Origin of the sequence: Virgibacillus proomii, from assembly GCF_900162615.1 — a bacterium.
Classification (GTDB): domain Bacteria; phylum Bacillota; class Bacilli; order Bacillales; family Amphibacillaceae; genus Virgibacillus; species Virgibacillus proomii.
The window spans coordinates 220,043-236,405 of the sequence record NZ_FUFN01000008.1 but is presented as its reverse complement, the minus strand read 5'-3'; the positions used below and the strand labels follow the sequence as shown (position 1 = coordinate 236,405).

14 protein-coding genes and 1 pseudogene are annotated in these 16,363 nt (G+C 35.2%); 5 read left to right on the top strand and 10 right to left on the bottom strand.

Annotated features, from left to right (window positions below; translation table 11 throughout):
* Positions 1 to 568 precede the first annotated feature (568 nt).
* Together BN1066_RS02055 and BN1066_RS02050 are read right to left on the bottom strand one after the other, a co-directional pair.
* Complete coding sequence (locus BN1066_RS02055) at positions 569 to 754, bottom strand: hypothetical protein (RefSeq protein WP_077317862.1); 186 nt, start codon at positions 752 to 754, stop codon at positions 569 to 571.
* 536 nt (positions 755 to 1,290) lie between these two features.
* Entirely contained in the window at positions 1,291 to 1,842 is a 552-nt protein-coding gene (locus BN1066_RS02050; RefSeq protein WP_077317861.1) for a DUF3267 domain-containing protein, read from the bottom strand.
* Between the two features lie 1,634 nt (positions 1,843 to 3,476).
* Between BN1066_RS02050 and BN1066_RS02045 the strand changes: the two genes are divergently transcribed.
* Complete coding sequence (locus tag BN1066_RS02045) at positions 3,477 to 3,812, top strand: DUF1878 family protein (protein ID WP_077317860.1); 336 nt, start codon at positions 3,477 to 3,479, stop codon at positions 3,810 to 3,812.
* Between the two features lie 31 nt (positions 3,813 to 3,843).
* Here BN1066_RS02045 and BN1066_RS02040 read toward each other — a convergent pair whose 3' ends face one another.
* A complete protein-coding gene (locus BN1066_RS02040; RefSeq protein ID WP_077317859.1) occupies positions 3,844 to 4,338 on the bottom strand; it encodes a GbsR/MarR family transcriptional regulator in 495 nt (164 codons plus the stop codon).
* Between the two features lie 349 nt (positions 4,339 to 4,687).
* Between BN1066_RS02040 and BN1066_RS02035 the strand changes: the two genes are divergently transcribed.
* The 4 genes from BN1066_RS02035 to BN1066_RS02020 all read left to right on the top strand — a co-directional run bounded on the left by BN1066_RS02035 (position 4,688) and on the right by BN1066_RS02020 (position 8,743).
* Positions 4,688 to 5,887 carry a quaternary amine ABC transporter ATP-binding protein gene (locus tag BN1066_RS02035; RefSeq protein ID WP_077317858.1) on the top strand — a complete coding sequence of 400 codons (1,200 nt, stop codon included), beginning with the start codon at positions 4,688 to 4,690 and terminating at the stop codon, positions 5,885 to 5,887.
* Positions 5,877 to 6,734 (top strand): ABC transporter permease, encoded by an 858-nt coding sequence (locus BN1066_RS02030; protein WP_077317857.1) that lies wholly within the window; start codon positions 5,877 to 5,879, stop codon positions 6,732 to 6,734. Before BN1066_RS02035 ends, BN1066_RS02030 begins: the two co-directional genes overlap by 11 nt.
* A gap of 74 nt (positions 6,735 to 6,808) precedes the next feature.
* Positions 6,809 to 7,711, top strand: coding sequence for a glycine betaine ABC transporter substrate-binding protein (locus BN1066_RS02025; RefSeq protein WP_077317856.1), 903 nt, complete (start codon positions 6,809 to 6,811; stop codon positions 7,709 to 7,711).
* Positions 7,712 to 7,810: 99 nt separating this feature from the next.
* Positions 7,811 to 8,743: a glycine betaine ABC transporter substrate-binding protein gene (locus BN1066_RS02020; protein WP_077317855.1), complete on the top strand. Its 933-nt coding sequence runs from the start codon at positions 7,811 to 7,813 to the stop codon at positions 8,741 to 8,743.
* Between the two features lie 113 nt (positions 8,744 to 8,856).
* On the opposite strand, the gene BN1066_RS02015 is transcribed toward BN1066_RS02020, so the two are convergent.
* The 7 genes and pseudogenes from BN1066_RS02015 to BN1066_RS01985 form a co-directional block, all read right to left on the bottom strand.
* The gene (locus tag BN1066_RS02015) at positions 8,857 to 9,216 is read right to left on the bottom strand and encodes a YtxH domain-containing protein (protein ID WP_077317854.1); all 360 of its coding nucleotides are present in this window, start codon (positions 9,214 to 9,216) and stop codon (positions 8,857 to 8,859) included.
* 117 nt (positions 9,217 to 9,333) lie between these two features.
* The gene (locus BN1066_RS02010) at positions 9,334 to 9,855 is read right to left on the bottom strand and encodes a tryptophan transporter (RefSeq protein ID WP_077317853.1); all 522 of its coding nucleotides are present in this window, start codon (positions 9,853 to 9,855) and stop codon (positions 9,334 to 9,336) included.
* A 237-nt stretch (positions 9,856 to 10,092) separates the two neighbouring features.
* Positions 10,093 to 10,524 carry an HIT family protein gene (locus BN1066_RS02005; protein ID WP_077317852.1) on the bottom strand — a complete coding sequence of 144 codons (432 nt, stop codon included), beginning with the start codon at positions 10,522 to 10,524 and terminating at the stop codon, positions 10,093 to 10,095.
* A 581-nt stretch (positions 10,525 to 11,105) separates the two neighbouring features.
* Positions 11,106 to 12,119, bottom strand: coding sequence for a LacI family DNA-binding transcriptional regulator (locus BN1066_RS02000; RefSeq protein ID WP_077317851.1), 1,014 nt, complete (start codon positions 12,117 to 12,119; stop codon positions 11,106 to 11,108).
* A 118-nt stretch (positions 12,120 to 12,237) separates the two neighbouring features.
* On the bottom strand, positions 12,238 to 13,659 hold the full coding sequence (dcuC, locus tag BN1066_RS01995) for a C4-dicarboxylate transporter DcuC (RefSeq protein ID WP_077317850.1): 1,422 nt from the start codon (positions 13,657 to 13,659) through the stop codon (positions 12,238 to 12,240).
* A gap of 25 nt (positions 13,660 to 13,684) precedes the next feature.
* Positions 13,685 to 14,607: pseudogene (rihC, locus tag BN1066_RS01990) on the bottom strand (ribonucleoside hydrolase RihC).
* Positions 14,600 to 15,541 (bottom strand): ribokinase, encoded by a 942-nt coding sequence (locus BN1066_RS01985; RefSeq protein ID WP_077317849.1) that lies wholly within the window; start codon positions 15,539 to 15,541, stop codon positions 14,600 to 14,602. The pseudogene rihC and the gene BN1066_RS01985 overlap by 8 nt, the downstream one beginning before the upstream one ends.
* Positions 15,542 to 16,363 lie beyond the last annotated feature (822 nt).

The window sequence follows — 16,363 nt, the reverse complement described above, 5'->3', positions numbered from 1 at the left end:
TATTATGAAGTAAAAAATATAGTTCATTATAAATTAAAATACAAAAATTTTCATTTTGTAATTGGTAGTTGCAGAAAATGGTTCCTTTCTTAAGTTGTTTTGTTTTTAGCTTTGATCTAAACATATCCATTTCGCTGTCCCAAATTTTGATCCATAGGTTGTGCTAGTATCGGCGATGTAATAAGACAAGAAAAGCTTTGACAGTAATGGCCTTTTCCAAGGGTAAGGAAAGCTCCAGCTAAAGCAATGTGACTTTTAAAGGATATTGTCTTAGCTGTTAGCTGATCAGGGTTTCAATTGATTATCTTTTCAGCATGGATAATAAGTCCCTTTATTTCATCTAGCTTTAAAAAGTAAAGTAAAATTGCTTTTATTTGAAAACATGTAACATATTCTATGTATGCTAAGATTGTGGAATCAATTTTCTACATAAAGTATACTGGTCTTACGTTGTGGATGACTCGACAAATATTCAGCATAAGTGCAACTAACATCTCCTTAACTAAAAAGGTAAGATTTGATGGTTGTCCATTTATCTTTATGTTTAAGTAACAGCTAGCTTAGATTATTACACCATCAGATTTGTTACTCTTAAATAAGAACAGACGAGTAAAATAGTAATCATTACATTAATAACACGAAACATTTTCCCTTGCTTTAGTGCTTCCATTTCCATTTTGACACAAAATTGATGGGTTAATGAATTAAAAATAAGGAATACAATAAATCCATAAATAAGGAAAATGATATTCATTAAACTCCCCCCTAATTTATTTAAAAATGACCAATGACAAGGGTTTTCTTTATCCCGCATGTAACTGGCATTAGCTTTACTTCTATGCTACGAGGTAAACCTTAGGAGATCCAACTGCCAAATGTCCGATTCTATTCAGAGACCTATAGGTCATACCCTTGCGGTACTAGCAATCGGGGGATAAAAGAAAACCCCGACTGATTGGAGATTCACTTTATCTCCTTACCTTATAAAAATATCATACTCTATACTGTAGCAAAAGTTTAATCATCTGAACAGAGAATATTTGTATATTACTCAAACTCTGATTAAGTTGCAACAAAAACAAACAAGAAAGATTGAAAACTAGTAGTTCACTATTTTATGATTTAAGATGGATTTTTTTAGATACGAAAACAGGTCTGATAGAAACATCAGACCTGTTTTGCTGGGGAGGTAACGAATGTCCGCCTATACATGCTGGATATCGTTTTAATAGTAGTTTTTCTAGCTCTAACTAGAAAAACTAGCGAACTTCGGGGATAATTATGTTATCCTTAATGATCACGAATAAGAATATCGAAGCCGTTTTCCTCGCCTTTATTTTCAATTAAGGATTGTTTTGGCGCCCTCCATAAATAACAGATATTTAAAAGATCCATAAAGGCAAGGCCAATATGAATGGAAGTCAGTAATAAAATATAGACTGTGTAATGGTTAAAATAATAACTTGCTACGACTCCAGGGATAATTAACAAGATGGTTGGAGCTATAGCAACTAAGGTATATGCTTTTTTTGTTAAATGATATTTCGTATAATAGTAGAAAACGGGAAAACACTTATTTTTAAGTTTGAAAATAATTTTTATTCGTTTGTTCATCATAATTAAAGGTAAAATGTGCATGCACGAATGAATAGTTGGCAAAAGCACAAGTAGAAGAAGAAAGGGAACCATACCTGCCTCACTAACTTTTGTTGATGCTCCTTGCAGCATGGAGATTAGTACATATAAAAAGATAAAAGCAGATAAAGCGATTAGGCTCGACACAATAAATAACCGATTACGGCCGAATTCCTTTGTGAGGTTAATGGATTTCCAGCAATTCATGTTGATTCCTCCAGACCTTTTTAAAGTTTATTTATAGGATGTTCAGAAGCCCGGTAAAAGAGATGCAGCAAATTTCTTTCTAGTGTCTCATTTTTTATCCCGCATGTAACTAGCAGTAAGATCTCTACTTCCTTGCTACAAGGTGAACCCAGGATAAGTGGAGGACTCAACTGCAAGTCAGATGTCCGATTCTGTTCATCAACCATCAGTGGGGATAAAAGAAAATCTCCACTGATTAAAGATTCACTTTGGCATATAGTGTGAATCTATGTCGTTTCGAATTTCGATGCACAGTACGACGTTGCTAGTATCGGACTGCACCAGAACAGGTAGGTAACGATACTTCGTTATTTTCAAGAACATTTCCGATCTTAACTGACCTAGGCTTTTTTCCTTTATTGAAATACGTAATTATACTCTAGTAAAGCATAATTTCAGTATAGAAATTACTCGATGACGCAAAAAATTTAACGTTTTAAGTGTAGCTAAAGCATACTTGCTTTTAAGGCTTAATCATTAGACGATTTTTATCGTCTAGGAAACTAATTTTGTTCATTATCCAGCTTTAGACCTAGCCCATGGAGGTCGCTTCACTCCCGGGCAGCACCCTCGTCAGAGTTCCAGCGTTTGTGGGGGCTAATCAAGGCGTTTCCAGCTTTTGTTTTCCTTCAAGAATCATAGTAAAATTAACTGGAAAAAGCAATAGGTTTTGAGAAGTTTTTTTCCATGTTAACAAATATTTAAAAATAACCAGAAGTTGTATTATTTATTCGTATGAAAATGTTGACTGCTATCCCTTAAAAGTTAATGAAACGTAAAGCTTTATGTGATGTTAACAATGCCTGTAAATTTTCAATTAGTGGATGGTCGACAATAAGAGATGATGGTTTTGTTATTCCAGGTAGTTGAGAACTTAAGTTTTCAACTACTGTCTTCAAGGAAAGAAGCAGTCCTTGAATGCATTTCCCTATATCCCAGATGTAAGGTATCGTAAGTCTCTCCCTTCTAAGAATTAAAGGAGCAGGGAGAAGTAGAAGAGAGAGAAAAAGGCACCTAAATGCCCGATTCGTTCAAGGGGCCTTTAGGTCATACCTTTGCGGTACTAACATTCGTGTAAGGAACGTTCCACGAATGAAGTTTCCCTTTATCCCGCATGTAAGGTACCGTAATCTCCCACTTCAAGAGTGTAGGCAATACGAAGAAGCCAAAGTGGTAGAAAAAGGCACCTAAATGCCCGATTCGTTCAAGGGGCCTTTAGGTCATACCCTTGCGGTACTAACATTCGTGTAAGGAACGTTCCACGAATGAAGTTTCCCTATATCCCGCATGTAAGGTGCCGTAATCTCCCACTTCAAGAGTGTAGGCAATACGAAGAAGCCAAAGTGGTAGAAAAAGGCATCTAAATGCCCGATTCGTTCAACTAACATTTCGTGTAGAAAGCGTTTCACGGAATGAAGTTTCACTTTATCTCGTCAGAAGATCTGCTGTTTATACGCCACTACTCGAATGCTTCTAGCTTTTGTTCTACTTCTTCTGTAGAGAGAAATGTCGCTATCAAATTTAAATGGAATATATTGTCTGTATGCATGTTATAATGATAAGACCTAGGGAGGAAGGAGAGCGAGAAGATTAACATGAGTAATAAGGCTGAAACGGCTGCTTTTCATTTACAGTTACTTTCTAAAGTGATTAATACTGATAAGTATCCATTTACGAAATTAATCATTGACAAAGGTTTAACAGAACAGGAATATAATAAGTTGATGAACAGAATTAGTTATCTTAACTGTCAATATCTAAAGCAATCAGAAGAGGGGTTGCTCGATTTTACTTCCTTATTGCTTCATTTTGTTGGAATGTTAACGGAAAAATTAGAGCCAAATAAGACAATTATTGCATTAAAAAAAGAAGGATACTATCCTTCTTTAATGGATGAATTTCTAAAAATTATTGACCATATAAAGGATTAGCAAGGATGTCATTGTCAGTATAAATGCCTTGCTAATCCTGTTTTATTTTGCTAAAAATGTTTTCTATTTCTTGATGAAAATGTATCAGATATTGAACATGCTCTTGCATCCGCTTTATTTCTGATAGGTGCTTTTCATTATGTTCGTTGGCTATTTCTTTTAATAATTTTTCTAGCTCTTCAAAAGATTGTTTTTGTTGATTAGCATCATCAATCCATTTATTTAGATGAGAGATCATAAGCGATTTGAACAGTTGTGTTTGAGCTCTATATAAGCTTTTTCTTACACCTTTTTTCCACACTCGTGTTACTAAATTCTGATCAGCCAGGGAACGAATGCTTGTACTCATAGATGTTTTACTCTTTCCTAAAGCCTCAGCCATCTCATCAAGTGTCATAGGATGCTCCGCTAAATATAAATATGCAAAAAGTCTTGATTCCGTTGATGTTAAACCGAACATTTCCACTGTTTTGGTAAGCTCTAATAAAATTTTATTGTTAATATATTCGATTTGAGGTTTAATCATGAAATCCCCCTAAAGCCTTGATATATCAAGGTTACACTAAATTTACAATCAATAAAACTTACTTATCTAGCAGCATACTGGAGTATTTGGGAGTTATACAGAGTATATAGTACATATTTTTTGTTCAGTATTAACTGTATAAAAAATATGTACAAAACTTAAAGTATTTAAAGTTTGTGTTGAATAAATAAAATCGTTATAGTAATAAAGTAAATGATTTTGTTCGGAGCTTTTGAAAATCTATGAATCCATGATTCAAATTTTTTAAAGGCTTTGTATGGATTAGCTATGATTAAAAAGTATTAGGTCGAAGTACTCGTAGATGAAACTGAAAAATGAGGTGAAAGATGTGCCGATCATAGAAGCAAAAAATTTATCAAAAATATTTGGTAAAAATCCAAAGCAAGTTACAAAGTTACTGGATAAGGGTTTGACAAAAGAAGAAATACTAAAAGAAACAGGAAACACTGTTGGAGTTAATCGTGCTTCTTTTTCTGTCGAACAAGGAGAGGTTTTTGTTATTATGGGATTATCAGGAAGTGGTAAATCTACCCTTGTGCGACTGCTTAATCGTTTAATTGAGCCAACAGAAGGCACCGTATTAATTGACGGAGAAGACATAATGAAAATGGATAAACGTGCATTGCGTAATGTGCGTAGAAAAAAAATGAGTATGGTGTTTCAAAATTTTGGTCTGTTTCCACATAGAACTATTCTGCAAAATGCAGAGTATGGATTAGAAATTCAAAAAGTAGATAAAGAGGAACGACGGAAAAAAGCTGAAAAAGCACTAAAGTTAGTTGGATTAGGCGATTATTTACATCAAAAGCCAAATCAGTTGTCTGGGGGAATGCAGCAACGAGTAGGGCTTGCTCGTGCATTAGCAAATGATCCAGAGATTCTTTTAATGGATGAGGCTTTTTCTGCATTGGATCCATTAATTCGTAAAGAAATGCAAGATGAGTTGTTGGATTTACAAGGAAAAATGCAGAAAACAATTATTTTTATTACCCATGATCTTGATGAAGCTCTACGAATTGGTGATCGGATTGCACTGATGAAGGATGGAAATATTGTACAAATTGGTACACCTGAAGAAATTTTAGTCAATCCAGAGAATGACTATGTTCAAAAGTTTGTTGAGGATGTAGATCGTTCTAAAGTATTAACTGCACAACATATTATGAAACGTCCAGAGACGGTCAACATAGAAAAGCATGGGCCAAGGGTTGCTTTAGAACGAATGCGTGAAGAAGGATTGTCAAGTATTTTTGTTGTTGATAGTCAACGGAATTTAAAAGGATATATTTCTGCAGATAGTGCTTCAAGAGCAGTGAAAAAAGAAATAACCAAGTTACAAGAAATTCTGCAAAACGATATTCCGATTGTAGGCAAAGATACATCGATGCATGAGATTTTTGACCTCATCTATAATTCACCCATTCCAGTTGCTGTAGTAGAAAATGAAAAATTAGTAGGAATTATTGTGAGAGGTGCAGTCATTGCTGCCCTATCCAGTGTTAATGAGGTGAATTTAGATGTTGAATAATATATTGGATATCATCCCCAAAATAGAACTTGCAGAAGGAACAGACAAAGTTACTGATTGGATTACAAGCACATTTTCCTTCTTATTCGATCCTATCAAAGAACAGTTTGAAAGCTTTATGGATTTTACTTCAGAATCGTTAATGGCAATTCCCCCGTTAATTGTAATTCTTATCGTAGCAGTAATTGCGTTTTTCATCACCGGCAAAAAATTCGGTTTAGCCGCATTTTCAATCGTGGGCTTATGGCTAATTTATAATCAAGGATTATGGGAACAGCTTATTAATACGTTCACTTTAGTATTATTAGCTAGTATTTTATCCGTTATTATTGGAGTACCAATCGGAATCATAATGTCAAAAAGTAATATAGCATCTGCTATTATTACTCCAATTTTGGATTTTATGCAGACAATGCCTGCGTTTGTATATTTAATTCCTGCAGTTGCCTTTTTTGGAATTGGCATGGTTCCTGGGGTCTTTGCATCTTTAATTTTCGCTACACCACCAACAGTTCGATTTACCAATCTGGGCATACGTCAAGTGTCTGCTGAATTGGTAGAGGCTTCAGAAGCATTTGGTAGTACAGGTGCGCAGAAGTTATTTAAGGTTGAGCTGCCAATGGCGAGACCAACGATTATGGCAGGCATTAACCAAACAGTTATGTTAGCATTGTCTATGGTAGTTATCGCATCCATGATTGGAGCTCCTGGATTAGGTAGAGATGTCCTTTCTGCATTACAACGTGCAGAAGCTGGTGCTGGATTTGTTGCAGGAATTGCAATTGTAATTTTAGCTATCATTATGGATCGAATTACGCAAAATATGAATAAAGAAAGAAATAATTAATTAATTACTCGGTTGGTATCTTTTCATAAGAAAAGTTTTCTTATTTAAAATGAAAAAATAAGGAGAGATTTATATTGTTTAAATGGAATTGGAAACATTTGGGTTTAGTTGCAGGACTTTTATTAGCACTTTTTGCAGCTGGATGTGGATCGGATGATGAATCATCGAAATCAAAATCCGGAGAAGGTTCAGGAGATAAAAAGTCAAAAGAAATAGAGTTAGTTTATGTAGAATGGGACTCTGAAATAGCATCTACACATGTAATTGGTAAAGTTCTGGAAGATCAAGGCTATGATGTAAAATTAACTCCGTTAGACAATGCTGTAATGTGGGAGTCTGTAGCTAAGGGAGAAGCTGACGGTATGGTAGCTGCTTGGTTACCTGCAACGCACAAGAGTCAATATGAACAATATGGCGATCAAGTAGTTGAACTGGGAGAAAACTTAGAAGGTGCCAAAATTGGTTTAGTTGTTCCGGATTATATGGATGTAACTAGCATTGAAGATTTAGATAAGCAAGCAGATCAAGTGATTACTGGAATCGAACCTGGTGCAGGAGTGGTTGCTGCAAGTGAACAAGCGCTTAAAGATTATGATAATCTAAAAGACTGGACAGTTCAAACGTCATCAAGTGGCGCAATGGCAACTGAATTAGGTTCAGCAATAGAAAAAGAAGAAGAGATCATTGTAACTGGATGGACTCCACATTGGAAGTTTGCCAAATATGACTTGAAGTATTTAGAAGATCCAAAGGGGACATTTGGTGAAGAAGAAACGATTGAAACAATGGTTCGTGAAGGATTAGAAGAGGATATGCCTGAAGCATACAAAATACTTGATCAATTTAAATGGACAACGGACGATATGGAATCTGTCATGCTAGAAATTTCTAATGGTGCTTCTCCTGAAGACGCTGCCGCTAAATGGGTGGAAGACAATCAAGATAAAGTGAAGGAATGGACAAAAAACGTAGAGTAATAGATTTCTAAAAAGATGATTTGATAATTAAATTTTTGGCAAAAGCTGATACAAATCTGTATCAGCTTTATTTCTAAAACAATAATAAGGTGTGTTATTATGACTAGTAAAAAATGGGAGAAATCGTTGTTTTTATTCGGAATAGTCTTTTTATTCATGATGCTTGTTGGCTGTAGTGCCGATGATAACAAGAAAAGGGATAGTAAGTCTGCTGAGTCGAGTGAAAACAATTATAGCGAAGAAGTAGATTATACAATAACTGGGATAGAACCAGGAGCAGGGATTACCGTAACAACAGAAAAAGCAATTGAGGAATATGATAGTCTATCAGGCTGGGAATTAGAACAATCATCTACTGCGGCTATGGTTACTGAGTTAGAAGAAGCAATAACTAACGAGGAGCCGATAATTGTAACAGGCTGGAATCCTCATTGGAAGTTTGCTAAATTTGATAATTTGAAATATCTAGAAGATCCAAAAGGCATTTATGGGGATGTGGAAGTGATTAAATCACTAGCTCGAAAGGGTTTAAAGGAAGAAAAGCCAAACGCTTATAAGCTAATCGACCAGTTTAACTGGGAAGTAGAAGATATGGAAAGTATTATGTATGAGGCTTCAGAAACTGGAGAGGAAGTAGCCGAAGTAGCAAAACAATGGGTTAAAGATAATCCGGATAAAATAAAAGCATGGATTGAAGGCGTTGAAGATGTCGATGGTGAAAAACTGGAGCTTGTTACAACTCCTTGGGATTCAGAGCTTGCTTCGGCAAACGTCGTAGCTGAGGTTCTTCGGCAAAAAGGGTTTAAAGTAACAATTACCCCTGTAGATGTTGCTGTTGTATTTGAAGCAGTTGCAAATGGGGATGCTGATGCTACATTAGCGGCTTGGATGCCAATGACACACAAAGATTTTTATGAAAAATTTGAAGATCAGTTTGTGGATATGGGAGAGAACTTGAATGGAGCTAAAATTGGATTAGTAGTACCAGATTATATGGAAATAGATTCCATTGAAGATTTGCAAGCAAAATAAGTAAGGAAAAACGAGTTCCGAAACGGAGCTCGTTTTTATATATGAAGTACGTGTATTGGATGATTATTTATGTAAATTAAAAAGCTTTCCCAATTGAGAAAGCTTCCCATCTTTTATTGTTTTTTAACTTTATCTTCTAAGTCCTTTAAACTTGACTCAATTTGTTCCAAATACTGATGAATGTTTTTTTGGTGGGGTTCTACAGTTGTTTTCCACTCTGTTACTGATTTCTTCATATCTTGAGTAAGCTCTTTAATTAATGCAACGCCTTCTTGAGAGGTTTCTTGAATTTGTTGTTTTAAGCGCAACCCGTCCTGTTTTAAACTTAGAAGCATTTTTTTCAATTCTAAGGTTCTATCCTTCATTTGATTTCGGAAGTTTTGTCCAGAAGAAGGAGTGCTAAGTAGAGTGACCGTCGCACTAACGACACCTCCAACTGCTATTCCCAAAAATAGAGATTTTGCATTAGCCATTTAAATTCGCTCCTTTCTTACTTATTATATACCTTTATAGCAAGTATTAATGATGGCCTGGCAACTGTATGATTGTAAAAAATCCTCCGACAAACTTTGTGCCAGAGGATTTTATCATCACGTACTAATTAGCTGTGGTGCTCTTTTTAAAATCCTTTGTGTAATAGGAAAGACAACAGCTATAATAAGTGTGTTCAGCAGTGCAGCTGGTAATACAGCCATGCTAAACATAGCTAAGAATGAGCCATCCATGATACCGATTAAATATAAGACAACACTTAAAAAGATTGCTCCTGAAATCAATGTTCCAATTGCAGTTAGAACTGCTGCACGAATAGTAGGGCTCATTGATTTCTTAATGATGATAGCTAAAATTAGAAAAAGCATTGCTGTAATCGGCTTATCAATAAGATTAGCTATTTGTCCTCCTGGAGCTGAAGTAGTTAAAGCGGATATGATTCCAGTAGCAATAGAAAGTATTACCACATATTTTACTTTGGGAAATAGAAGAATTCCCAAAAACATCATCGAAAGCAGCATATCAGGTTTAACCCCAAAAATAATCGGTGGTACAATAGCATGTAACACAGCCCCAATACCTACGAATAGCGACAAAATAACTAATACTCTTATATTCATTTGTATACTCTCCTCTACTCAAGCTTTTCTCAACTCATTATTTTCCCAACTGTACACTTGTTGTCAGTTGCAGATATATATTTTCATTATAACAAACATAGGTCTAAATAAAAAGTTTCATTTAAGAAGAAGTTCAAAATTGTCGACATAAATTTAATTCCCCTAGTCGAAATGAAACTGTTTTAACCCCTGTATACTCTTTTTTAAACACACACTTTCACTGGTCTTGTTTATTGATTAATTGCTGATCGCTTGGTTAATGGTGCTTGCCATTTTTTGCAAATCTTCAGCAGTGTAGTCATCCATATGAACTTTCCAATTGGAAGAAAAGCCATCATTTTTCCCATATCGTGGAAGCAGATGGATATGTAAATGAAATACAGATTGATCTGCAGGCTTTTCGTTATTATTAAGTAGATTCATTCCAATCGGTTGATAGGCTGCTTTAATTGCATTCGCAATTTTAGGTATTCTTTCAAATAACGAAGCAGCAACTTCAGGCGGAGTTTCATAAATGTTTTTTACATGTGTTTTAGGAATGACTAACGTATGACCTTTCGTTACTTGACTAATGTCTAAAAAAGCATATACATGTTCATCCTCGTACACTTTTGCTGAAGGGATTTCCTGATTAATAATTTTACAAAAAATGCAATCTTCATGACTCATAACCTTTCACCATTCCTCTCTTCAAGTTAGTTACTATTGTATCTATATTTAGTATAGATTGTAAAGGATTCTGAGATTATTGTCAGAGTTTTCATACTATGGTGATGTAAGATTCTTGTTGTAGCAGGTTCCAGCTAAGTTTTCCAGATAAAAAGATCTAGCTCTCATTTATATGAACAAGTCTTATCCCATATCTCGTGTCGTAAGTCTCTTATTTCAAGAGAGAATGCGAAGAAGTTTAAGTAGAAGTAACGGCTCCCAAATGTCCGACTTATTTGGGATATGGGACAAGAAAAAAAGCGATTTTGTTTTAAAACTGTCGATCTAGAAACTCGTTGCAACAGGACAAGAAAGCCTTCTTGATTAAGGCTCGTATGCAGAAAAAGTGATTTGTTTTTTAAGAACTCAAGAACAGAGTATGCTTCGACAGCAATACACCGCATGCAGAAAAGTGTTTTTTCTTTTTCAAAAATAAGAAAAAACTTCGACCAACACATCGCGATTTTTCAATGACAAGGAAAACTTCGACCAACACATAACGATTTTCAAATAACAAACGTAAGGATCAGTCACAGATAAAATTAATGATTTAATGCTTTAACACTATTTCTAACAATTAATTCAGGTTGTAAACATATTTCCTTTTCAGTGCCGACAGATCCAGTGATTTTTTTATATAGAAGTTCAAAAGCGCTGCTGCTCAATTTTTTAACATCTTGCTTAACAGATGTAAGTTCAATACCAAATATATATGGATAAATCGTATTGTCATAGCTAACGATAGAATAGTCGTTGGGTATTTGTTTGTTTTGCTCATAAATGCTATTGATTACCCCGAGTGCCATCATATCGTTCGTAACAAAGATGGCAGTAAGATCTTCTTGCATTAATTTTTTTCCTGCGAAATAGCCACTTTCTTTTTTATAGTCACCTTTGACGATATAATTCTGCTTAATCGGGATATGATATTCTTTTAAAGCACGAATGTATCCATTTAATCTTAACTGTCCATTATAAAAGTTAGTACTAACAATACAACCAATTTTACGATGCCCTTTTTCTAACATATGTTTAACAGCAAGGTAGGCACCGTATTCGTTGTCAAACCAGGCTTTATCACATGAAAACTCTGGATATACACGGTCTAACATGATATAAGGAATAGGAATCTGCTTCAATTTATTTATAAGAGCTTCTTTATACTTGGAGGCTTCACTTCCTGGAATTAAAAAAATTCCTTCAACAGATCGGGATACGAGTAAGTCTAATAATTCTAAATCGTGTTGATCGTTATTATCTGAATGAAGGATGATTAAGGCATATCCATGTTTTCGACATTCTATTTCAATATGTTTTGCCAGTGACGAAAAGAAGATATTTTCTATATCCGGAATAATTAAACCTAATGTTTTTGTTTGTTTCGTAACAAGACTTCTCGCGATTTGATTTGCTGTATAATTTAATTCCTTGGCAATCTGTTTAATTTCATCTTTTTTTTGTTGTGAAATACGACATGGTCTGTTATTTAGTACTAAGGATACAGCGCTTGGAGATACGCCGGCTTTTTTAGCTATATCTTTAATCGTTACTTTCAATAGAAACATCCCCTGTAATTATCATTCAAACCTATTTTACATATAAATAAGGGGATGTTCCATTGTAATCACTTATAAAGGTTGGTTATACCGCCTTGACCTTCTATTTAAACATTACTTATAAAAAGAAAATCATTGATAGAATGAACATACACACTATACCTGCAATCATTGGCACGGAGGTCCGTTTAATAATATCAAGCGGTTCAATTTTTAAGGTTCCAGCTATAATTAACACTACAGGTGCAACCGGTGAAACAGCTCTAAATAAGTTCCCTGCTAATCCCATCGGAACGGAGATTGCAATCGGACTAATCCCAGCTGCTTCTGCTAAAGGAACCATTAACGGTACCATCGCGAAGAACAAAGCTATGCCACTACCACTTAACAATACAATGAGTGCAGTAAACAGAACAAGAATTAACGGCAGGATAAAATTAAGACCTTGTCCGTGGAAGTTTTGCATTGTTGATTGTAGCGCGTCTATTAAGCCAATTGATTTCAACCCTGTTACGAAAACCGAAGCAGCGACAATTAATGCAACAATCGGAATGGTTCTGCCCATACCTTCAAAGAACTTCTCCGTATTAGCTAATACAGCTTTGTCTCCTTTATGTCTGATCAATTCACAAATGATGCTAATAATTACAGAAGCAACAACGGCAATTTCAACACTTATGGAAAACGTAATACCAGCTGCAAGATCTAAAATAAATGAAATAAGGAGTAATATAATTGGGAATATTGGTAAAATAGCATAAACGGTTTTATAAAGCTTCCCGCTTTTTACCTTTTCTACCTCTGTTACTTCCATTTGTTCATCAGAAGTAACAGTAACCGATTTTTTATCCATTCGTTTTTGCCAAAAATAATGGATAATGGCAATAAATAGTAAAGATGGAATCGATACGGCAGCGTGATAATTAAAAACATAATCACTTACTGACATATCAGCAAATGCAGCATATTTAGCAAATTCTTCTGCTACCGCTACATTGTCACTTCCCAAAGGTGTTGGAATAATGGTAGCTGATGTAGCAATAATTGCAGCAATACTTAATACGGACATTCCTGCTTGTTTTAGTACGGGATACAAGGTTGCCAGCAATAAAATGGCTAATGTTGAAGCACTAGGAATAACAAGCGAAAGTAGGTTGCCTAATAAAAACACTACTGGTACCAAAATGTAGACGGATTTGATTTTGTTAATCGGCTTAGTTAACACTTGCACGGTCACATCATTTGCACCGATGGATGACATATAAGCTGTATATCCTCCAAGCATAAGGATAATAAGCCCTGCTTGGACAAACGTATCTTTAAATTGCTGAACAATTACTTGTAACGGATCGAGCAGTAAAGAGCCGGTTGACTCAAAATCGGGAAAGGCAATTTCATGCCCCATGCCAATACTAATTAGAATAAGGACCGTTCCAATCGAGAATAGGGCAATTTTGATATCCATTTTTTTAATTAACATATAGATGATAATAGCAACAGCCAAAATGGTTGAACCATACATAATTAGGTTTTCTGTCATAATAAAGTACCTCTGCTTTCTTGTCTTAGTTGCATTTCTTTAGACTGCTTAAAAACCATTGTTTAAATTGATCTTCATCAATATCAACACAAACTTTTGCGTTAGGAGCTTGATTTAAATAGCCTTTTAAGTCTGTTACAGTACAACCTGCTGTTAATGTTCCAGATAATTCAATATCCACATAGGTTTCTTTTACGGTAAACATTTCCGGTCTTAATAAATATGCAATTGCACAGCTATCATACATTTTTAAGCCGGTCTTCATGCTTCCACCGCGGTATTTCTGAAATAACTGATAAATCATCTTTCCGGTTTCATTTATTTCTTTAAGCTTTTCACTATCTTTTGGATAAATAAGCGCCTTCCAACCAACATCTAAACCAGCCATAACAATAGGGATGTCGCTGTGAAAAACAATTTTTGCTGCTTCTGGGTCCGCATGAACATTAAATTCAGCCATTACACCAGAGTTCCCTCTTGTAGTAGATCCTCCCATAAGGACAATTTCTGCAATATTTTCATTTACCTCTGGATATAATCGTAAAAGTAAAGCAATATTAGTTAGAGGACCAATCGGTACAAGCGTGATCGGTTCCTTGCTTTCCATAATGGTCTGGTACATGGCATTTACAGCATGCTCTTTTAATAACAATGCTTGATTTGGTGCAGGAAAAGTATAACCGTCCATACCAGATTCACCATGTACATTACTCGCATCGATCGGCTCTTTTATTAATGGCCGTTCTGCTCCTTTAGCAACAGGAATTTCTTTTTCGAAAAACGTTTTACCAGCTTCAAGGCATTATTCGTTACTTTGTCAAGGCTTACATTTCCGGCAACGGTAGTAATTAACTTTGTTTCTAAATAATCGCTATATAAAGCGATCGCTAATGCAACTGCATCGTCAATTCCCGGATCAGTGTCAATAATAATTGGTCGTTTATTCATGTTGATTTCCTCCTTGATATAGCTCTAATTTAAAGTTCTCTACTTCTTGTTTTGTCGGAATTGATTCTTGTGCACCTTGCTTTGAAACGGTTAAAGCAGCGGCCATTGTTGCATATTCCATACTCGTTTTAATCGAGTGATTACATGAAAGAGAATACGCAAGTGCACCTATATACGTATCTCCGGCAGCAGTGGTATCTACACTTTGGACAGAAATACTTGGGATGAACATATATGTCGATTTATTCCCAAATACACTTCCCTCAGAGCCTAAAGTGATTAAAATGGAATGCACTCCCTTTTGTTGGAAGAAAGTAATTGCTTGTTTGTAGTCGCTCTCCTTCGTAGGATATATACCAGATAAAAATTTGCACTCCCATTGATTAATAATCAATAGTTTTATTTTAGGATAAATGGTATCAGGTATTTCATTAGCAGGAGCAGGGTTAAATATAGTCCACAATTCCTTATCTTTCGCTTTTGCTAACGCATAGAGAATAGTATCGTAATCGTTCTCAAATTGGGTAAGAAAAATATCCCCTGGACTTGCGATATTTGCTAAGACAGGGTCAATATGGCGGTGATCCAATAAATGATTTGCTCCACCATTTAGTATGATTCGATTATCACCTTTGCTCCTAATAATGACTGCAACGCCACTAGTCGTATTGGGGAAGGACTCGATATAATTACAATTAACACAATATCCTTTTAATGTGTTTAATAACTGTATTCCATATACATCATCACCCAGCCCGCCGATCATATACGTTTGGGCACCACTTTTAGCAGCTGCTACGGTTTGATTAGCACCTTTTCCTCCGGGGGATAGAAAAAAATCACTACCATATATCGTTTCCCCGTTGTTTGGAATACGGTTTGTCTGTATCGATAAGTCCATGTTAATGCTCCCAAATGTGATTATTTTCTTCAACACATTCCCTCCCGTTTAGGTTTAAATGGAGATGTTACATCTAACTAATGATCAAATGATAAAACGTTTTATCATGCTTATATTACAACGATTAGATTAAAATCGTCAATAGAATTTTTTTATGTACTTAAAAAAATATGAGAGAAAATGTCTAAATAGCACAAAGACAACATACATGTCTATATTCGTGAAGACGGAATAATCCCTGTCTTAAAAAAATCGCTTGTTTTCTTAAAATGTCTAATTGAAAAGAGCCAGTCCCATTTTTAATGGAACTAGCTCTTTCTGAAGGCTATTGGATGCTCATTCTAACGTGGGGACATTGTAAACAATATGTTCAATAGAGCATCACTGCTTGATTGAATTGTTTACAATAACCTTTTTTGACAGTTTCCATGATAGGAAATAGTTGTAAGGTTAAAGCATTAGATTATCATTCACCAACAACTCATTTTTGTGCTTTTTACCAAAATGCAGCTAGATATTCATCACTAACACATCATTTGTGTGTTGAGTTAAACGAACCTTACTTTATTTTGAAGACACGAAAAATTTATCGGTTAAAGTGAACTGTTTTGCATCCTTGTGCCTTCAACCATTATTCTTTACAGAAGTTATGTAATTATACACGTTTATTAAAAAATCTTTGAGGATTTCTAAAAAAATGCGTGTTTAATAAGAAAAGAAAGGGATCAAGAACGGATCAGATCGTCCTTGCTGCAAAGTCAACACTAGCAGTCCTGTCGAGTCGTTCCAAGGTGACGTAGTTCCTGAGCATTGGTGTGTCTGTAATAGAAATAAGGTATGCATGAAACAGGCCAA